The organism is Afifella pfennigii DSM 17143 (assembly GCF_000688515.1).
Classification (GTDB): domain Bacteria; phylum Pseudomonadota; class Alphaproteobacteria; order Rhizobiales; family Afifellaceae; genus Afifella; species Afifella pfennigii.
The window spans coordinates 21,653-39,665 of record NZ_JHZK01000012.1 but is presented as its reverse complement, the minus strand read 5'-3'; the positions used below and the strand labels follow the sequence as shown (position 1 = coordinate 39,665).

Annotated in this window: 16 protein-coding genes, 1 tRNA gene and 1 riboswitch; of the genes, 6 read left to right on the top strand and 11 right to left on the bottom strand. The window is 66.6% G+C overall.

Annotated elements, in window-relative coordinates:
• Positions 1-125 precede the first annotated feature (125 nt).
• A tRNA-Glu gene (locus Q331_RS0110300) sits at positions 126-201 on the bottom strand.
• A gap of 754 nt (positions 202-955) precedes the next feature.
• Positions 956-1,390: a hypothetical protein gene (locus Q331_RS21040; RefSeq protein ID WP_051631002.1), complete on the bottom strand. Its 435-nt coding sequence runs from the start codon at positions 1,388-1,390 to the stop codon at positions 956-958.
• Here Q331_RS21040 and Q331_RS0110290 point away from each other — a divergent pair.
• Positions 1,389-2,405 carry an RluA family pseudouridine synthase gene (locus Q331_RS0110290; RefSeq protein WP_026380614.1) on the top strand — a complete coding sequence of 339 codons (1,017 nt, stop codon included), beginning with the start codon at positions 1,389-1,391 and terminating at the stop codon, positions 2,403-2,405. The genes Q331_RS21040 and Q331_RS0110290 overlap by 2 nt on opposite strands.
• Positions 2,406-2,542: 137 nt before the next feature.
• Complete coding sequence (gene rpoH, locus Q331_RS0110285) at positions 2,543-3,463, top strand: RNA polymerase sigma factor RpoH (RefSeq protein ID WP_026380613.1); 921 nt, start codon at positions 2,543-2,545, stop codon at positions 3,461-3,463.
• A gap of 11 nt (positions 3,464-3,474) precedes the next feature.
• On the opposite strand, the gene Q331_RS0110280 is transcribed toward rpoH, so the two are convergent.
• Positions 3,475-4,434: a DMT family transporter gene (locus Q331_RS0110280; protein WP_051630999.1), complete on the bottom strand. Its 960-nt coding sequence runs from the start codon at positions 4,432-4,434 to the stop codon at positions 3,475-3,477.
• Between the two features lie 9 nt (positions 4,435-4,443).
• Entirely contained in the window at positions 4,444-5,382 is a 939-nt protein-coding gene (locus tag Q331_RS0110275) for a DMT family transporter (RefSeq protein WP_156953315.1), read from the bottom strand.
• 95 nt (positions 5,383-5,477) lie between these two features.
• Positions 5,478-5,588, top strand: a riboswitch (TPP riboswitch).
• Positions 5,589-5,593: 5 nt separating this feature from the next.
• On the opposite strand from Q331_RS0110275, the gene Q331_RS0110270 reads away from it, so the two are divergent.
• A complete protein-coding gene (locus tag Q331_RS0110270) occupies positions 5,594-6,376 on the top strand; it encodes an ABC transporter permease (protein ID WP_051630998.1) in 783 nt (260 codons plus the stop codon).
• A 30-nt stretch (positions 6,377-6,406) separates the two neighbouring features.
• Complete coding sequence (locus tag Q331_RS0110265) at positions 6,407-7,345, top strand: ABC transporter substrate-binding protein (RefSeq protein WP_026380609.1); 939 nt, start codon at positions 6,407-6,409, stop codon at positions 7,343-7,345.
• 31 nt (positions 7,346-7,376) lie between these two features.
• Here the strand turns inward: Q331_RS0110265 and Q331_RS0110260 are convergent, their stop codons facing one another.
• The 5 genes from Q331_RS0110260 to Q331_RS0110240 all read right to left on the bottom strand — a co-directional run bounded on the left by Q331_RS0110260 (position 7,377) and on the right by Q331_RS0110240 (position 14,683).
• Complete coding sequence (locus tag Q331_RS0110260) at positions 7,377-9,083, bottom strand: hypothetical protein (RefSeq protein ID WP_026380608.1); 1,707 nt, start codon at positions 9,081-9,083, stop codon at positions 7,377-7,379.
• A 42-nt stretch (positions 9,084-9,125) separates the two neighbouring features.
• Complete coding sequence (locus Q331_RS0110255) at positions 9,126-10,421, bottom strand: adenylosuccinate synthase (RefSeq protein WP_026380607.1); 1,296 nt, start codon at positions 10,419-10,421, stop codon at positions 9,126-9,128.
• Between the two features lie 306 nt (positions 10,422-10,727).
• Entirely contained in the window at positions 10,728-12,317 is a 1,590-nt protein-coding gene (serA, locus tag Q331_RS0110250; RefSeq protein ID WP_026380606.1) for a phosphoglycerate dehydrogenase, read from the bottom strand.
• A 127-nt stretch (positions 12,318-12,444) separates the two neighbouring features.
• Positions 12,445-13,620 (bottom strand): phosphoserine transaminase, encoded by a 1,176-nt coding sequence (locus Q331_RS0110245; protein WP_026380605.1) that lies wholly within the window; start codon positions 13,618-13,620, stop codon positions 12,445-12,447.
• A 217-nt stretch (positions 13,621-13,837) separates the two neighbouring features.
• A complete protein-coding gene (locus tag Q331_RS0110240) occupies positions 13,838-14,683 on the bottom strand; it encodes an outer membrane protein (RefSeq protein WP_156953314.1) in 846 nt (281 codons plus the stop codon).
• 449 nt (positions 14,684-15,132) lie between these two features.
• Between Q331_RS0110240 and Q331_RS21035 the strand changes: the two genes are divergently transcribed.
• Positions 15,133-15,633: a hypothetical protein gene (locus Q331_RS21035; protein ID WP_051630996.1), complete on the top strand. Its 501-nt coding sequence runs from the start codon at positions 15,133-15,135 to the stop codon at positions 15,631-15,633.
• A gap of 65 nt (positions 15,634-15,698) precedes the next feature.
• On the top strand, positions 15,699-15,905 hold the full coding sequence (locus tag Q331_RS0110230) for a hypothetical protein (RefSeq protein WP_026380603.1): 207 nt from the start codon (positions 15,699-15,701) through the stop codon (positions 15,903-15,905).
• A gap of 163 nt (positions 15,906-16,068) precedes the next feature.
• On the opposite strand, the gene Q331_RS21030 is transcribed toward Q331_RS0110230, so the two are convergent.
• Both Q331_RS21030 and Q331_RS0110220 read right to left on the bottom strand, forming a co-directional pair.
• The gene (locus Q331_RS21030) at positions 16,069-17,364 is read right to left on the bottom strand and encodes a GGDEF domain-containing protein (protein ID WP_034491795.1); all 1,296 of its coding nucleotides are present in this window, start codon (positions 17,362-17,364) and stop codon (positions 16,069-16,071) included.
• Positions 17,365-17,600: 236 nt separating this feature from the next.
• On the bottom strand, positions 17,601-18,008 hold the full coding sequence (locus tag Q331_RS0110220; RefSeq protein ID WP_026380602.1) for a GFA family protein: 408 nt from the start codon (positions 18,006-18,008) through the stop codon (positions 17,601-17,603).
• Positions 18,009-18,013 lie beyond the last annotated feature (5 nt).

The following is an 18,013-nucleotide window of genomic DNA, read 5'->3' as shown; positions in this document are numbered from 1 at the left end:
GGGCACGGATCGGAAGTCCATGCGGGCGATCGCCCCGCGCGGAATCGTTGCCCTCATGTCCGTCCAATATTGGAAATTTGTTGGATACGGGAGGGACGCTAAAGGCGCTAAGTTATTGAAATTGCTGGTACTCCCTAGGGGACTCGAACCCCTGTTTCCGCCGTGAGAGGGCGGCGTCCTAGACCGCTAGACGAAGGGAGCAGCGGCAGCGGATATAGCGTTCCGACCCGGCGGGCGCAAGCCGCCTTGGCACAATCTTTGTGCCTGGTCTTGGTTCGCGCCGCGCCTCCTTGCTCGGCCTCTTGCAAGCGCACATCTAGATCGCGGATGAGCCCAAGAGTTCGCCTTGCGGACATTGCGGCGGCGGCGCCCGATGCCGGCGTGCCAGGCCGCAGGCGGCTGCACCTCTTGGCCGTCGCCGGGCCGGAACTGCCGGGTCGGACAAGAGCAACAAGACGGAGGCGCGGAAAAGGTCGGCGTCGAAAGCCGCGAAAAGACAAGGGCCAGAGGCTCGCGCCTCTGGCCCCTATCGGCAGCCGCCCGAAGGCTTGCCGCCGGATCCGCCGCCCGTTCGCTTTTGCGACGCTGGCTGAAGCCCGCACCGCGAAAACGCCAGATCGGCGAATGTCGTGCCGCCTCGAACCGTCAGGCTGGGTCCGCCCCGCCCGTGAAGGCCGGGTCATCGCCAGCCCAATCGGTCCAGCTTGGCTCCAAGGAACCTTCCGAAGACGATCCCTTGCGACGACTGAAGCATGCTCCAAAGCGCGCGCTGGCGCAAACGCGTCGGGTTGATGGCGGTGAATTGCGGGGACGGGGTGCTGGAGCCCGCCCGCCGGCCCTGTCGGCAAGTCATTTCGCCGTCATTCGATTCAAATCTGTCAAGCCGAAAAGCGAGGCAGATGGCGCGCCACGCCCTCGTCTTGCCAGGGCCCGAGCCGCTCTCGGACTGACTTCTCTAGGGCACCCGCACCAGAGTAAGCCGGTTGACGATCGTCCCGCTCGCCGCATCGACGACCAGGAGCTCTTCATCCCCATCCCTGCCCTGCAGATGGAGGAGGATGCGGCTCCCGTCGATCGCCGTGGAGAGAATGCGCGCCCCTTCCGGCACGGGCATCAACGCGCTGGTCGGCCCGCCGACCGGCAGCGGCGGCGAGGGAGCCGCGCTCGGCGCCTGTGGCTGCTCCTGCGGCCCGCCGAAAAGGCCGAGCTTGTAGACAATCGCCCCGAACACGGCGACAAAGCCGAGGAAAAGGGTGCCGAAGGAAATCATCAGGAGACGCACCAGGCGCCGGCGCACACGCTCGGCCGCCGGGTCGAGCGGCTCCTCCTCCGCCTCGTGGCGCGGCGCCGCACGGGCAAGGCGGGGATCGTTGGGACGGTTGGGCTGCATGTCTCCGCAGGAAAGGCTGTTGAACTACACCGTCGATGCCGCCGAGACGGGGCAGCGTCTCGACGCCTTTCTGGCCGGCCGCGAGAAGGGCGTCTCGCGCACCCGCTTCAAGACGCTCATTAAGGAAGGCCATGTGCGCGTCGGCGGGCGGAAACTAGACGAGCCCGGCTACCGGGTCAAACCGGACGAGGCGGTCAAGGTGCGCCTGCCGGCACCGGAAGAGGCCGTGCCCGCGCCGGAACCCATTGCCCTCGACGTGGTCTATGAGGATGCCGATATCATCGTTGTCGACAAGCCGGCCGGCATGGTCGTGCATCCCGCCCCCGGCGCCTATGAGGGAACCCTCGTCAACGCCCTTCTTCATCATTGCGCCGGCAGCCTTTCCGGCATCGGCGGCGTCAAGCGCCCCGGCATCGTCCATCGCCTCGACAGGGAGACGAGCGGCCTTCTCGTCGTCGCCAAGAACGACGCCGCCCACCAGGCGCTCGCCGCGCAATTCGCCGATCACGGGCGCACCGGCCCGCTTCAGCGCGAATACGCCGCGCTCGTTTGGGGTGTGCCTTCCCTCCCCGCCGGCACCGTCGAAGCGCCTTTGGACCGCGACCCGAAGAACCGCGAGAAGCGCGCCGTGCGTCCCGGCGGGCGCCATGCCCTCACCCATTATCGCCTGAAGGAGCGCTTTGCCGGCGATCTCGTCAGCCTCCTCGCCTGCCGCCTGGAGACCGGCCGCACGCATCAGATCCGCGTACATCTGGCCCATATCGGCCATCCGCTTCTCGGCGATCCGCTCTACGGCGCCGGCTTCCAAAGCAAGACGGCGCGGCTTGCCGCGCCGGCGGCTGCGGCGCTGCAGCGTCTGGGCCGTCAGGCGCTACATGCAAGGCTCCTCGTCTTCGCCCATCCGAAAAGCGGCGAGATCATGCGCTTTGAGAGCCCGTTGCAGGCCGATATGGCGGCGCTGGTGGAGGCGCTGCGGGCCGCTCCGCCGGCTGCATCGCGGCGCACCAAAGCTTGACGCAAGCCGGTTTGTGACAAATGTCACAGAGATACGCGAACCAGCGTGTTTCCGTTAACGTGAGACGCAGCTGTTGGCAGGGTGCATAAAAGCGCCCGCGCCATCCTCTTGACCCATTCTTTTGACAGGCAGCGATCATGGCCACAGGCAACATTCCGGTCGTGTCGTCCGCCGAAGGCGGATTGTCGCGCTATCTCGACGAGATTCGCAGGTTCCCCATGCTGGAGCCACAGGAGGAGTATATCCTCGCCAAGAGCTACCAGGAGCATGGCGACCGCGAGGCCGCACACAAGCTGGTGACGAGCCATCTGAGGCTCGTGGCCAAGATCGCCATGGGCTATCGCGGCTACGGCCTGCCGATCGGCGAGGTGATCTCGGAGGGCAATGTCGGCCTCATGCAGGCGGTCAAGCGCTTCGATCCGGAGAAGGGCTTCCGCCTCGCCACTTATGCCATGTGGTGGATCAGGGCCGCCATCCAGGAATACATCCTGCGCTCCTGGTCGCTGGTGAAGATGGGCACCACCGCCAACCAGAAGCGGCTGTTCTTCAACCTCAGGAAGGCCAAAAGCCAGATCTCCGCCTTGGAGGAGGGCGACTTGCGTCCCGAGCAGGTGGCGCAGATCGCCAAGCGGCTGAAGGTCAGCGAGGAGGAGGTCATCTCCATGAACCGCCGGCTTTCCGGCGATGCCTCGCTGAACGCGCCGATCCGCGCCGGTGAGGGCGAGGGTGGCGGCGAATGGCAGGACTGGCTCTCCGACGAAGGTGCTCAGAGCCAGGAAGCGAGCCTCATTGAACAGGACGAGATGGAGCAGCGCCGTGAGATGTTGCGCGAGGCCATCGAGGTGCTCGACGAGCGCGAGCGGCGCATCTTCGAGGCCCGCCGCCTGTCGGAGGACCCGCTGACGCTGGAGGAGCTGTCGGGCGAGTTCAACGTCTCGCGCGAGCGCGTGCGCCAGCTGGAGGTGCGGGCCTTCGAGAAGGTGCAGAAAGCCATGGTCCGCGCCGCCAAGGAGCGTGACCGCGGCGCCCAGCAGCGTCTCGTCGAAGCCGAGGGCTGAGCCTCAGTCCCTCACGTTCCCGGCCGCCCGCTGCGGCGCGCCAGCGCTGCCAGCACCCGCCCGTCCATCGCCAGAAGCCCGGCGCCGATGAGCGCCATGCCGGCGATTTCGCCGAGCCCGAACCGCTCGCCGAGGAAGAAGGCGCCGAGTGCCACCGCGCTGACCGGCACGAGCAGCGTCACCAGCGCCACGTTGGTGCCGCCGGCCCGCGCCAGGATGCGGAAGAACAGCACATAGGCGAGCGCCGTGGAAAACAGCGCGAAGGCGAGGGTTGAGAAAATGGCCGGCCAGCTCGGCATGGGCAGGGAAAGCGGCGCGTCCACGGCGAAAGCGATGGGCGCCATGATGAGGCTGGAGGCGGTCAGCTGCAGCGCCGAGGCGACGACCGGATCGACCTCGCGGAAGCCCTTTCCGATGACGGCCGAAAGCCCGTAGGCGGTCGTCGCCCCCAGCATGGCGAGCGCGGCGATAAGCTCGCGCGAAAGGCCCTGCAGCGCCGGCAGGCCGATCATCACCGCAACGCCGGCGAAGCCGAGAAGAACCCCCGTCATCTTGCGCGCGTTCATCTTCTCGTCGGCGGTCAGAAGATGGGCCAGAAGCACCGTGAAGATCGGCGTCATGGCGTTGAGGATGGCCGCGGCCCCGGCTCCGATGCGCACCGTGGCGAAGACGATGAGGGTGAAGGGGATGGCGTTGTTGACGACGCCCATGACGAGCGCCCGCCCGTAGATCCGCCCGCTCGCCGGATAGCGCCGCCCGCTGGCGATGATCACCGCATGCAGGGCCAGCGCCGCCAGCGCCACGCGCAGGAAAACCAGCGTGAGGACCGGGATCTCCTCGCCCGCGACGCGCATGAACAGGAACGAGCCGCCCCATAGCAGCGACAGGAGGATGAGCAGTGCACAGCTCTGAAGGTCGAGGGAGAGCGCTGCCGCGCTCTGGCGGCCAGGTGGTATGGTCCCGGTGGTCATTGGCGCGGATTAAGGCGTCATCTCGGGCGGCTCCACCCGATTCCTGCGTCTGCGGCTGGCGACGAAAACGCCGCCGAGGATGCAGGTGGCACCGACCGCATGGGCGAGCGTGAAGGGCTCGCCGAGAAGCACGACCGACATCAACGCCCCGAAGAGCGGCACCAGGTGGAAGAAGGGCCCCGCCCGGTTCGGGCCGACGAGATCGACGCCGCGGTTGAAGCAGATATAGGACAAGACGGAGGGAAACAGGATGACGTAGATGCCGGCGAGTAAGGTGCCGGCGCTTATCGTCACCTCCGCCCCGCGCGCCAGGCTGAAGGCCGTCGCCGGCAGGAGGAGAATCGCCCCCCAAGTGACGGTGACGCCGAGAAAGCTCAGCCAGTGCAGCGCCGGCCGGCGCTTCAGGAGCGAGGAGTAAAGGCCGTAGACGAAGACGGCGAAGAGCATGATGGCATCGCCCGGATTGAGCTCCAGCTCCGCCAGCACGCGCCAATCGCCGCCCGAGACGATGGTGGCCACGCCGAAGAGCGAGACGAGGATGCCGGCGAGCTGCCCCCCGGTCAGCCGCTCGCGGTAGAGGAAGAAGACGATGAGCGCGATGGCCAGCGGGATCGCCGCCTGCAAGAGCACCACGTTAAGCGCCGTCGTATAGGCGAGCGCGGTGTAGAGCAGCGTGTTGAAGACGGTGATGCCGCTCAGGGTCAGGAGCGTCAGCGGCCAGAAATGCCGGCGGATGACCGGTAAGTCGGCCCGGATGTAGCGCCAGGCGAAGGGCAGGATGAGGAGCGCCGCGCCGATCCAGCGAAACTGCGCCAGGAGCACCGGCGGGAAGGCCTCCACCACCGCGCGGCCGACCACCGCGTTGCCGGCCCAGAAAAGCGGCGCCAGCGTCAGGAGCAGATAGGGCTGATTGAAGATCCAGCGGAAAGGCGCGGCCAGGACGGACATCATTTCGCCTCTAGCGGTCTTGCGCCAGCTTGTCACCCGTCCGGCACCCATGCGCCGAACGCCCTTTCCAAGCCCCCTTTTCTCGCGCTACAACGGGCCTATCCGAGGGGTGCGCGAATGTTCGCGCTGAGATGGCCGTGACCTCGGCCGAACCCTTTGAACCTGATCCGGGTCATGCCGGCGAAGGGACGGGCCGTCTCTCCAGCACCGCATGGTCCATGCCAGAAAGGGCTTCGTGCTGGGCATCTTCGGCTTGCGCCTTCTTCTCCTTCTCTTCTCGCTCTTTGTGTGGGAGGCCCTGGTGCGGGCGAGCGGCGTGCCAGCCTATATCCTGCCCGCGCCGAGCGCGCTCCTCTCCGCCTTCCTGGCGATGCCGGCCTACTACCTCTCCGAAGCCGGCGTCACCCTCGCCGAGATCATCGTCGGCCTTGCCGTCGGCACCGCCTTCGGCGCCGCCACCGCCATCCTCGTCGTCGCCTCGCCGACGCTGGAGCGTCTTGCCATGCCGCTCCTGGCGGCCAGCCAGGCGCTGCCGGTCTTCGCCATCGCACCGCTTTTGGTCATCTGGTTCGGGTTCGGCATCGCCTCCAAGGTCGTCATGGCCGGGCTTATCATCTACTTCCCGGTCGCCACCTCCTTCGCCGACGGGTTGAAACGCACCGATCCCGGCCTCCTCGACCTCGCCCGCCTCAACCGCGCCTCGCGCGCCGCCACCTTCCGGCTGATCCGCATTCCCGCCGCCCTGCCCTCGCTTGCCTCCGGTCTGCGTGTGGCCGTCTCCGTCGCCCCCATCGGCGCTGTCGTCGGCGAATGGGTCGGCGCCTCCGCCGGCCTCGGCTTCGTCATGCTGCAGGCCAATGCCCGCATGCAGACCGACAAGGTCTTCGTCGCCCTCTTCCTTTTGGCGGCGATGGCGATCTTCTTGCGCCTTGCCGTCGATCTACTGCTGGCCCGCCTGATCGCCTGGGTACCGGGCGAGACGCGCTCCGCCTGATCCCGATCCCCCCTTTAAGAAAGGAACCCCATGACCGCCCGTTTCTTCGCTTGTCTTCTCTCGCTTCTGCTCCTGGCGAGCCCGGCCGCCGCTGCCGAGCGCCTCACCGTCCTTCTCGACTGGTTCGTCAATCCAGATCACGCCCCCCTCGTCATTGCCGAGGAGAAGGGCTATTTCGCCGAGGAAGGCCTTGAGGTGGAAATCATCCCGCCGGCCGATCCGAGCGCCCCGCCCCGCCTCGTCGCCGCCGGCGAGGCCGATATCGCCATCTCCTACCAGCCGAACCTTTATCTGCAGGTCGCCGAGGGTCTTCCCCTCGCCCGCTTCGGCACGCTGGTGGCAACGCCGCTCAACTCGCTGGTGGCCCTCAAGGACGGCGAGATCACCTCGCTCGCCGACCTTGAAGGCAAGACGGTCGGCTTTTCCGTCGGCGGCTTTGAGGACGCGCTGTTGAAGATGATGCTCGCCGATGCCGGCCTCAGCCTTGACGACGTGAAGCTGGTCAACGTCAATTTCGCCTTGTCGCCGGCGCTGCTTGCCGGCCGCGTCGACGCGGTCATCGGCTCCTTCCGCAATTTCGAGCTCAATCAGCTCGACATCGAGGGACGGCCAGGCCTTGCCTTCTATCCGGAGGAGCATGGCGTGCCGGCCTATGACGAGCTCATCTACCTCGCCCATGCCGACAAGCTCGCCGACGAGCGCCTGCGGCGCTTCCTGGCGGCGGTGGAGAAGGCCACGCTCTATCTCACCAACCATCCCGACGAAGCGCTGCGGCTCTTCCTGAAGGCCCATCCGGACCTCGACGACGAGCTCAACCGCCGTGCCTTCGTCGACACCCTGCCGCGCTTTGCCAAGAGCCCGGCGGCGCTCGACACGCTGCGCTACCGGCGCTTCGCCGACTTCATGAAGGAGCAGGGTCTGGTTGAGGAGCTGCCGGAGCTTTCCGCCTACGCCCCGGCGCTGAACTGAGGGAGCTACGCCGCGAACCGGAATGGGGCTCCTAGGAGCCCCATTTCTGCATGACGTTCTCGAACACCTTGTCGCCGGGAATGCCCTTCTCGAAGGTGATCAGCGCCCGCTGGCCGCTGGCGAAGAGGATCGGCAGGTCGAACCAGGAGCCGCTTCTCAGAAGCTCCAGATTGCGCTCCACCTGCTCCTGCGTATCGGCAAGCGCGATCCAGAAGAGCGCCTCCGTGACGTTGACGGCCGCCCCGGCAAGCGGCTGGCCGCGCGCCTGCTCGTTCGGCTTCAAGACCAGGGCGGGAACACGCTCCACGCGCGTATCCTCGACCAATCCGCCGGAAAAGCCGATCTCGATGAGATGGCTCGCCGGTAGGGCGACGTCGTTGTTCTTGTAGATGGTGATCGTCACAACGGCGCTGCGCTCGGGGATATCGATGCTCGCCTGGATGGCCGGCGTGCCATCGTCGCGCTCCACATCCTCCCAGGCCACGGCGCCGGTGATCGCCTGGCCGGCGGCGCCGTCGGCGCCCTGCTCGTAGAAGATCGCCCGCTGCCCCACCAGCGGTGGCGTCTGGTCCTCCGACTGCGCTTCCGGCCCCGCCGGACTGGCGAGCTCCGATCCCGGCGTGCCCGCGGGCGCTTCCCCTGCCGGCTCCTCGCTGATCTGCGGCGTGGAGGGCAACGTCGGCGGGGCGGAAAGCAGCCGGTCCTCGTCCTTGCCTTCCACCCGGTCGGGTTCCACCTGGCCGGTCAGCGGCGAGGCGGGCGCCTCGTCGGCGGTTTCCCCCGCCGGGCTTTCCCGGCCCGCCATTTCCGTCTCGTCAGCGGGCGCGGACATGTCCGCCTCCCCTTCCTCGCCCTCCCCGCTCCGCGGCGCGGTGATGTCGTGATAGGCGGTGACGATCGTCTCCCATTGCGAGTAGACCACCGCGCCGACGCCGGCGACGATCAACAAGATGAGGACGAGCGCCACCATCGTCGGGGCGCGCGAGGTCTCCACCTTCTCCGAGGGATAGGGCGGGGGCTCCTCGCCGATGGGCGGCGGAGGCGGGCCTTTCGGCTTGTCTGTCTTGCCCGCACCCGAAACCGCTCCCGGCTTTTCAGCCGAGCTCTTGCCCGCCGAGCTCTTGTCCGCCGCGCCCTTATTCGTTGAGGCGCCCTTGTCCGTTGAGGTTTTGTCTGCCGGAGCCTTGCCGGCCGAAGCCTTGCCGAGGCGCTCGCGCGCCTCGTGGCCTCTGGATGACATGTCGGCTGCGCCGCCCGCTATCGCCCCGCCGGCCGCGGCCGCCGCCCCGGTTTTGGCGTCGCCAGCCTTCCCATCGCCAGACTTCGCGTCGGAAGCTTTGCCTTCGGTGGGTTCCGCTTCGGAGGGCTTGGCGTCTTTCGCCTTGCCGGCCTCTGTCCTTTTCTCGCCGGCGCTCTCGCCCGCCACCGCCGGCTTTTTCTCCGCTTTCTTCGTCGCCTCGGCTTCGGCGGCGGCCGGTTTGGCCGCCTCCGCGGGTGGCTCCTCCTGTGGCTTTGCCTCCGGCTCCTGGGCGAGGAATTCGGTCTCGACCGTCTCGATCGCCTCTTCCAGCGCCTGGTGATGCGCCTCGATCTCATCCGCCGGCAGTGGCGGCTCCACGGAGGTGAGCTGGCGGGCGAGCGCGGAGCGCGCCCGCTCGTAGACGGCCTGCCGGATCTCCGGCCCGTCCTCGGGCAGGCTGGCGATAGAGCGTCTAAGAATCGCGACGTAATCGGGCATAGGGCTCGAAGAATGACGTGGCCTTGACCTCAAGGGCAAGGCTTAGTCCTGAAATGGGTCACGGACAAGGATGGTATCGACACGTTCTGGGCTCGTCGATAGCATCGCGACCGGCGCTTCGATGAGTTCCTCGATGCGGCGCACATATTTGACCGCCTCCGCCGGCAGCTCGGCCCAGCTGCGCGCTCCCGCGGTGGAGCCGGCCCAGCCGGGCATCGTCTCATAGACAGGTGTAAGCCGCGTCTGCGCCGCCGCGCCCGCCGGCAGGAAGGAGAGCCGCTCGCCGTCGAGCTCGTAGCCGACGCACACCTTGATTTCCTTCAGCCCGTCGAGGACGTCGAGCTTCGTCAGGGCGATGCCGTTGATGCCGGAGACCTTCACCGTCTGGCGCACCAGCGCCGCATCGAACCAGCCGCAACGCCGCTTGCGGCCCGTCACCGTGCCGAATTCGCGCCCGCGCTCGCCGAGGAAATTGCCGACCTCGCCGTCGTCCTCCGTCGGAAACGGCCCCTCGCCGACGCGCGTCGTATAGGCCTTGGTGATGCCGAGCACGTAGTCGATGGCCGAGGGCCCGAGGCCGGAGCCGGTCGCCGCCTGCCCTGCCACCGTGTTGGAAGAGGTCACATAGGGATAGGTGCCGTGATCGATGTCGAGGAGCGCGCCCTGCGCGCCTTCGAAGAGAATACGATCCCCGGCCCGTCGGCGCTTCTCCAGGAGCGCCCAGACCGTATCGCAATAGGGAACCACCCGCTCGCGGACGTCCTCCAGCTCGGCGAGTATTTCCTCCGGCGTCACTTCCTTCTCGCCGAGGCCCTTCAGGAGCGCGTTGTGGTGCACCAGGAGCCGGTCGATCTTGCCGGGCAGCGTCTCCCATTCGGCCAGATCCATCACCCGGATGGCCCGCCGTCCCACCTTGTCCTCGTAGGCCGGGCCGATACCGCGCTGTGTCGTGCCGATCTTGGCGCCGGGCGCGGCGGCGTTCTCGCGCAGCCCGTCGAGACGCCGGTGCAGCGACAAGATCAGCGCCGCGTTGTCGGCGATCCTGAGGCTATCGGGCGTCACCTTCACGCCCTGCTCGGCCAGCCGGTCGATTTCGGCAATCAGCGCGTGCGGGTCGAGCACCACGCCATTGCCGATGATGGCGAGCTTGCCGGCGCGCACCACGCCCGAGGGAAGCAGGCTCAGCTTGTAGGAGACGCCGTCGATGACGAGCGTGTGCCCGGCATTGTGCCCGCCCTGGAAACGCACCACCACATCGGCGCGCTCCGACAGCCAGTCGACGATCTTGCCCTTGCCCTCGTCGCCCCATTGCGAGCCGACGACCACCACATTCGCCATGTTGAGAAAGCCTTTCTGGAAGGCGCTTGAGAAAACCGAAGAGCGAGTGCCCTCATTTGCCCCCCGCCGTCAACCGTTGGTTCGGTCACGACACCTTGTCCCGCGGAGGCTGCCTTCGAGGTCGGTTCGTCTTCGCGCCGCGGCGGAGCATTGGGGCGGGCAGTCTGTCGCAGCAGCTTTGCCGGCCTGTCGCAAGCTGGCTGCCCGGCTTTCCAGCGCAACTGGATGATGGAGATAGCCGCAGGCTTGGGCGCAGAAAGCGGCGGGCGGGGCCGCGCCCCGCCCGGTTTCTTCTCTGCCGGCGCCTCAGAACGTCAACGGCTTCACCTGCTGCACGTTCTCGATGCGGTTGATCGCCCCCATCAGCTCGCCCGAAACCGGCTGATCGATGGAGACGAGCGCGATGGCGTTGCCGCCCTCGTAGTCGCGGCCGAACTGCATGCGGGCGATATTGACGCCGTTCTCGCCGAGCAGCGTGCCGATGCGGCCGATGAAGCCGGGCTTGTCGAAGTTGGTGATGTAGAGCATCAGCTCCGAAAGCTCCGCCTCCATGTTGATGCCCTTGATCTGGATGATGCGAGGCTTGCCGTCGGCGAAGACGGTGCCGGCGACGGAGCGCTCCTGCTTCTCCGTATGCACGGTGAACCGGATGTAAGTCTCGTAGGCGCCGCGCTGCTCGCGCCGCACCTCCTCCACCTGGATGCCGCGCTCCTTCGCCGCCGCCGGGGCGGAGACCATGTTGACGGTCTGCAGGAGCGGGCGCAGGAAGCCGGTCAGCGCCGCCGCCGTCATCGCTTTGGTGTTCATGTCGGCGACAAGGCCCTCGTATTCGATCCTGACTTTGCTGACGCCGGTCTCCGTCAGCTGCCCCGCAAAGGAGCCGAGCTGCTCGGCGAGTTTGACGAACGGCGTCAGCCGAGGCGCCTCCTCCGCCGAGATCGACGGCATGTTGAGGGCGTTGGTGACGGCGCCGGTGGTCAGATAGTCGGCCATCTGCTCGGCGACCTGCAGGGCGACATTCTCCTGCGCCTCGGAGGTGGAGGCCCCCAGATGCGGCGTGCAGACGATGTTGGGCGCGCCGAAGAGCACGTTGCTCGTCGCCGGCTCCTCAGAGAAGACGTCGATGCCGGCCGCCGCGACCTTGCCGGCCTCCAGGGCCTCGCGCAGCGCCGCCTCCTCGACGAGCCCGCCGCGGGCGCAGTTCACGATGCGCACGCCATGGCGCATCTTGGCGATGGCCGCCGCGTCGATGATGTTGCGCGTCCTGTCGGTCAAAGGGGTGTGCAGGGTGATGAAGTCGGCACGGCGCAAGAGCTCGTCGAGCTCCACCTTCTCCACGCCGAGATCGGCGGCATGTTCAGGCGACAGGAACGGGTCGTAGGCCACCACCCTCATGGAAAGCCCGATCGCCCGCCGCGCCACCACCGAGCCGATATTGCCGCAGCCGATGACGCCGAGCGTCTTACCGGTGATCTCCACGCCCATGAATTTCGACTTCTCCCATTTGCCGGCCTGGGTGGAGGCGTCGGCCGCCGGGATTTGGCGGGCACAGGCGAACAGCAGCGCGATGGCGTGCTCGGCCGTGGTGATGGAATTGCCGAAGGGCGTGTTCATGACGATGATGCCCTTGGCCGTGGCCGCCGGCAGGTCGATATTGTCGACGCCGATGCCGGCACGCCCGATCACTTTCAGCTTGTGCGCGGCCTCCAGGAGCTTTGCCGTCACCTTGGTGGCGGAGCGGATGGCAAGGCCGTCATAGTCGCCGATGGCGGCGAGAAGCGCCTCCTTGTCCTTGCCGAGCTGGGGTTGGAAATCGACCTCCAGGCCGCGGTCGGCGAAGATATTCACCGCCGTGTCGGAAAGAGCGTCGGAAATGAGAACGCGGGGCTTTTGCATCGAGAAGTTCCTTGCAAGATGAGCCGCTCCGGCCGCGCGCGACAAGGCCGCGCCGGATTCTGGCTTCAACGTTTCAGTTTTCGGGAAGCGGCGCCCGCAGGCGCTGTCCTGCGGGCGAGAGCCATCTTTACGCGGCCTTTCTGGCGGCGTTCATCTCCTCGGCGAAGGCCCAGTCAAGCCAGGGCGTCAGCGCCTCGATATCGGAGGTCTCCACCGTGCCGCCGCACCAGATCCTGAGGCCCGGAGGCGCGTCGCGATAGGCGCCGATGTCGAAGGCGACGCCTTGCGCCTCCAGCCTTGCCGTCAGCGCCTTGGCGAAGGCCGCCTGCTCGGCTTCGGAGAGCGCCGTCACCGCCGGATCGACGATCTTCAGGCAGACGGATGTGTTGGAGCGCAGCGCCGGGTCCTTGGCGAGGAAATCGACCCAGGGCGTGGCCTCCACCCAGGCCGCGATGGCGGCGGTGTTGGCATCGGCACGGGCGATCAGTTTCTCGAGACCGCCGATGCTGCGCGCCCAGGCGAGCGCATCGAGATAATCCTCCACGGCGAGCATCGACGGCGTGTTGATGGTGGCGCCTTCGAAGATCTCCGCGTTGAGCTTGCCGCCCTTCACCATGCGGAAGATCTTCGGCAGCGGCCAGGCCGGGCTGTAGCTTTCCAGCCGTTCCACCGCCCGCGGCGACAGGATGAGCATGCCGTGCTGCGCCTCGCCGCCGAGCACCTTCTGCCAGGAAAAGGTGACGACATCGAGCTTGTCGAAGGCCAGCTTCTGGGCGAAGGCGGCCGAGGTAGCGTCGCAGATGGTCAGCCCCTCGCGATCCTGCGCGATCCAGTCGCCGTCGGGCACCTTCACGCCGGAGGTGGTGCCGTTCCAGGTGAAGACGACGTCGCGGGAAAAATCGACGTCGGCAAGATCGACGATCTCGCCATAGGGCGCTTCCAGGACGCGCACGTCCTCAAGCTTCAGCTGCTTGACGATATCCGTCACCCAGCCGGCGCCGAAGCTTTCCCAGGCGAGGACGTCGACGCCGCGTGCGCCGAGCATCGACCACAGCGCCATTTCCACGGCGCCGGTATCGGAGGCGGGAACGATGCCGATTTGGTAGTCTTCCGGCACGCCAAGGAGCGCGCGGGTCTCCTCGATGGCCTGCTTCAGCTTGGCCTTGCCGCCCTTGGCGCGGTGGGAGCGGCCGAGGAAGGCGTCCGAAAGCGCCTCCAGCGTCCAGCCGGGGCGCTTGGTCGTGGGTCCGGAAGAAAAACGGGGATTGGCCGGGCGCGTTGCCGGCTGCGGTAACGTGGTCATGTCCGTCTATCCTTTCAGATAGGTGCCCCTCGTTGGGGAGGGGTGTCCCACGAACCGCTCTAGAGAAAGGCTCGCCGATGCGCAACTGCGACGTTTGCGCCGCGCCCGCTTTTCCCCTGCCCCCCATGCACGAAAAAGGCGCGCACGAAAAAGGGCGGGGCGGCAGCGCCGTCCCACCCGAGGCTAGAGAGAGAGGAGGCTTGGCTTCGCAGTCGGCTCAGTAGGAAGCGACGACCGGCTCTGCATAGACCGGCGCGGGGGCGCCGAAGGTGTAGCGCAGGCCCAACTTGATGTCGTGCGAGTAGAGATCCTCGAACTCAGCCGGGTTGTAGATGGCGCTGTTGCCGTTGAAGTCGCGGATGTCCTTGGAACTGGCATCGCCGAGACTGACATAGCGGTAGCCAAGGTCGATGGCGAGGTTCGGCGTCATCTGATAGGCAAGGCCCGCATGCAGCGCCCAGGCGAGTTGCCATTCGCTGTTCTCCTCGCCATAGCCGCCACCGCCCGTGCGGTCGTTGATATCGGTGATGCCGTGGATGGTGTTGCGCGACACGCCGATACCGGCACCGGCATAGGGCGAGAAGCCGTTCCAGGAGCCGAGGTCGAAATAGGCGTTCGCCAGGAACAGCCATTCCGACTTCATGCCCGAATACTGGTTGGTGCCGTTGTCGGTGTCGCCCGGCAGATAGCCATTGCCGTTGGTGTCGTAGCGGTCGAAGGCGTGGAAGCTGGTCTTGCCGCGATACTCGCCGGTGATGTCGACGCGGGCCCATTGGTTGAACTGGTAGCCGAAGCCGAGGCCGGCGAGCCCGCCGCTGTCGAAGTTCGGCTCGTTCACCCATTCCCAGGAGGCCGCCGTCTGGACGACGGCGTTGTTGAGGTCGTCCACACCCTGATTGGTGATGCCGATATCGCCGCGAAGATACCAGCCGCCGAAGACCGGGGGCACCGGCACCGGCTCGGGCTGCACGAGCGGCGGAAGAAGGTCTGCGGCATGGACCGCCGGGGCCGCGGTGAAGGCCGTGACGCCGGCAGCAAGCGCCATCATCGCACGGGTCAGCATAATCGTCCTCATCTCGTTTGCGGCACACGGAAAGCGGATTGGCCGTTCAACGCCACGAGAAATAGACTTGATTGCTTAAGAAGGACTTAACCATGCCAATTAACCACGTCCGTTAATCTTAACGAAATCTTAACACCGCTGGCTGCTTGCCGCCCTGGCCCGCGCCGCAGGCTGCGACGCCGGGTCTTCTTGGAATAGCTCCAGAAGATAGTATTTGACGCCGGCGGAGCCTTTTGCTTCGCTCCGCATCGCTGCGGCATGCGCCGCATCATCCTTTGATGTCAGGGCCTTGAACCCTTTCGATTGGAGGACGTCATGTCTGAGATTTGCTTGCCCGCCGCGGCGAGCCGGTGCGGCGTCTGTGCGCCTGCCGTCTCGCTCCAAAGCGCTCCCCTCTTTCCGCTGTGTCGCCACGCCGGCATTGTGCGCCTCGTGCTTGAGGATCGCGCATGACCGGCTGCGCCTGCCCTTTCGCGGGTGCCTGCGGGTATCTCATCCGCCCCGCCGAGAGCCTCGTCGTCAACGGCTTTCGCCTCTGGGTCGGCGGCTACCAGGAGGGCGAGATCGAACGCTGGAACGAGGCCTGGAACCTCTTTGCCGAGCGGCTTGGCGAGGACGAGGCGCGCGATGCCGTCTCCCAGCTCGCCCATTGGGTGCGTGCCGTCTTCCACTGGCGCATCGATCCCATCCGTTGCTTCGCCTCCGGCTGTCCGCATATCGGCCGCGACGAATGCCTGGCGGTCTCCATGATCGCCGCCTGCCAGAACCGCGACGGCGCCTGCCTCGACTACTGCCTTGAGCGTTTCTGCGGCTTCGCCGACCGCAAGGAGCCTCTGGAGGCGGCGCTCAGCTTCGCCTCCGTTCTGGATGCGCGCGGACAGCGGCTGATGCCGGTTCCGTGCGAGGTGCTGCGCGGCCTTTTGGAGGCGCCGGCGCGCACCTATCATTGAGGGTCGCGCCGCAAGGCGCGGTCTTCGCTCTTCCCACTGAACCTTGAACTCAGCTGGAGACATAGATGTTCGTGAAGCTACTGACGGCAAGCGGCCTCACCTTGGCCGCGATAGCGGGATTTGCCAGGGCCGAGACGCCCGAGACGGCGGCGGTGCTTGAAACCTGTGCCGATATCGCAGCGGCCGGCCATGGAACACGAGCGGGGGCGAACCCCTTCTACACCGCCAACATCATCGCCGGTTCCCACCGCGGCCTCCCAGCGATCTGGTAGGCCGCAGCACGCCGGGCGGCATCCCCCCGCCGCCCGGCACCTTTTCCCACTCGCATGGATGTGATGTTCAGACTGCCGCCTGGCCTTGCCGCCTGCGGCGTCGGAACGGCGTGATCGCGAGGCGGATAGGCTCTGAGGCAAGCGAGGATCCGCACCGGAAGCCTCAGGCGGGCGTCGTCTCCTGGCCCTCGCCGCCGCTCTTTCCAGCTCCGCGCGCCGTCTCGCCCGCATGCCGCAATTTCTTCACCGCGTAGAGCCGGCGATCGGCGCGCGAGAACAGATCGTCGAAGCTCGTCCCGTCGTCGGGCGCCGTCGCGCAACCGATGCTGACGGTGACGCGCCGGTCGATCCCTTCATGACTGAGCCCGGCGATGCGGGCCTCGATCCGCTTCGACAGCGCCTCCACCTTGCGCGCATCGAGGCCGTTGCAGCAGATGACGAATTCGTCGCCGCCGTAGCGGATCAACCGGTCCTCCTTGCGCAGCGAGGCTTGCATCCCGGCGGCGATGTCGCGCAGCACCCGGTCGCCGGCGGCATGGCCGAACTCGTCGTTGATCGGCTTGAAGCGGTCGATATCGACGACGAGAACGGAGAACGAGATGCGTTGGCGTCGAAACATCTCGGCGCTGCGCTTTTCCTCCAGCGGCAGTCGGCTACGGTCGTAGGCGCCGGTGAGCTTGTCGCGCCCCACCGTTTCCAGAAGATGCTCGTAGCGCTCGCGGTAGGTCAGAAGATCGAAGATGTCGGCGATGCGCTGCGGCCGCGGCACCAGGACCGGGCTGCTTTCCACATAGCGCAGATATGCCCACACCAGGACGCCGTAGATGCAGGCGGTGATCATCTTGGCGATCCAGCCGCCAACGAGCACGCTTGCCGGCGCCCCGACGAGGAGATGCAGCGCCAGCCAGAAACCGATTTGGTCCAGGGTGAGGACCGCCGCCGCGCTGAGCGACAGGCGCAGCGCCTGAAAGCGGCGCAGCCAGCGCCCCAGCCGCTCGTAGAGCAGAATGAGCAGGATGCTGTCGACGAAGAGCAGCACCGTGCCCCAGACCATCAGCCAGCCCATCTCGTTCATGAAGGTGAAATCGGGAGTGCGGCCCGCCGTCGGCGCCACTTCGTGGCTGCGCAACAGGAACACCAGCGTCACGGTGAGCGCGTTGCCGATGAGCAGCCCGTAGATCGGCTGGCGCACCGTCTGGGCATCCTCGCGGATATAGACGAGGAGCAGCATCACCAGCTTGCCGGTGAAAAGGATGGTGGAGCCTGGAGAGATCGCCGTCTCCAGGATGAAGGGAATGTAGAGGATCGCCGCCAGATAGGTTTCCAGGAAATGCATCGCGCCGAGGGCGCAGAAAAAGATGCCGATGCCGAGTTGATGCCGGAGGCGGAACAGACCGGCCATGACGACGAAATAGATGGCGAGCTCGGCGAGGAAGAGGATGGCGTTCTGAAATGCCACGAGGCGTGCTCTCCCCTCGGCAATCGCGGGCGACCGCCTGTCATCGCGTTGTCGGCTCGTCGGCGGATTGCCCCCGGGCGTCGCCGTCCCAATAGATATGGAGGACTTAATACGACGAGGCCGCTTCGGCAAACCGTCTTCGGCGCGCAATCTGCATCCGCGGCCGTTGCAGCTCCTGCCGCAATGCCGATGCGCCGGCCCGTTTCATCTTGCGCTCGCCGATAGGGCCGACCCGATCAGTCCGGAAGCCCGTCGATCCTGGAAATGTCTTCCAGGCGCTCATCCCATTCCGCCCGCTCCGCGAAGCAGATATGCGCGCTCGGTCGGATGCCGACCGGGCCATCGAGGCTTCCTGCCGGCACCACCAGCGAGGCGCCCCCCGCTTGCACGCGCGGAAGCGCGGACCCGCATCTTTCGCAGAAGCTCTTTTCGTGGCGGCTCGCTGGAACGCGGTAGCTCTTGATGCTCTCGCGCCCCGACAGCCAGGTGATCCTCGCCACCGTGGAGAACAGATTGGCCGCATGCGCCGAGCCGGTATCCTTGCGACAGCGCCGGCAATGGCACAGGAAGAAGCTCTCGAACGCGCCGTCGATTTCAAATCGGACGGTTCCGCACAGACACGCCCCGGCGGTCTTTTGGCTCATGGATA

Excerpts from the sequence above, each read along its gene's own strand:
- Q331_RS0110220 (WP_026380602.1), bottom strand. The coding sequence starts at position 18,008 with ATGAGCCAAAAGACCGCCGGGGCGTGTCTGTGCGGAACCGTCCGATTT.
- Q331_RS0110270 (WP_051630998.1), top strand. The coding sequence starts at position 5,594 with ATGGTCCATGCCAGAAAGGGCTTCGTGCTGGGCATCTTCGGCTTGCGC.
- Q331_RS0110290 (WP_026380614.1), top strand. The coding sequence starts at position 1,389 with ATGTCTCCGCAGGAAAGGCTGTTGAACTACACCGTCGATGCCGCCGAG.
- serA (WP_026380606.1), bottom strand. The coding sequence starts at position 12,317 with ATGCAAAAGCCCCGCGTTCTCATTTCCGACGCTCTTTCCGACACGGCG.
- Q331_RS0110275 (WP_156953315.1), bottom strand. The coding sequence starts at position 5,382 with ATGTCCGTCCTGGCCGCGCCTTTCCGCTGGATCTTCAATCAGCCCTAT.
- Q331_RS0110230 (WP_026380603.1), top strand. The coding sequence starts at position 15,699 with ATGTTCGTGAAGCTACTGACGGCAAGCGGCCTCACCTTGGCCGCGATA.
- Q331_RS0110280 (WP_051630999.1), bottom strand. The coding sequence starts at position 4,434 with ATGACCACCGGGACCATACCACCTGGCCGCCAGAGCGCGGCAGCGCTC.
- Q331_RS0110265 (WP_026380609.1), top strand. The coding sequence starts at position 6,407 with ATGACCGCCCGTTTCTTCGCTTGTCTTCTCTCGCTTCTGCTCCTGGCG.
- Q331_RS21035 (WP_051630996.1), top strand. The coding sequence starts at position 15,133 with ATGACCGGCTGCGCCTGCCCTTTCGCGGGTGCCTGCGGGTATCTCATC.
- rpoH (WP_026380613.1), top strand. The coding sequence starts at position 2,543 with ATGGCCACAGGCAACATTCCGGTCGTGTCGTCCGCCGAAGGCGGATTG.
- Q331_RS0110255 (WP_026380607.1), bottom strand. The coding sequence starts at position 10,421 with ATGGCGAATGTGGTGGTCGTCGGCTCGCAATGGGGCGACGAGGGCAAG.
- Q331_RS0110245 (WP_026380605.1), bottom strand. The coding sequence starts at position 13,620 with ATGACCACGTTACCGCAGCCGGCAACGCGCCCGGCCAATCCCCGTTTT.
- Q331_RS0110260 (WP_026380608.1), bottom strand. The coding sequence starts at position 9,083 with ATGCCCGATTACGTCGCGATTCTTAGACGCTCTATCGCCAGCCTGCCC.
- Q331_RS21040 (WP_051631002.1), bottom strand. The coding sequence starts at position 1,390 with ATGCAGCCCAACCGTCCCAACGATCCCCGCCTTGCCCGTGCGGCGCCG.
- Q331_RS0110240 (WP_156953314.1), bottom strand. The coding sequence starts at position 14,683 with ATGCTGACCCGTGCGATGATGGCGCTTGCTGCCGGCGTCACGGCCTTC.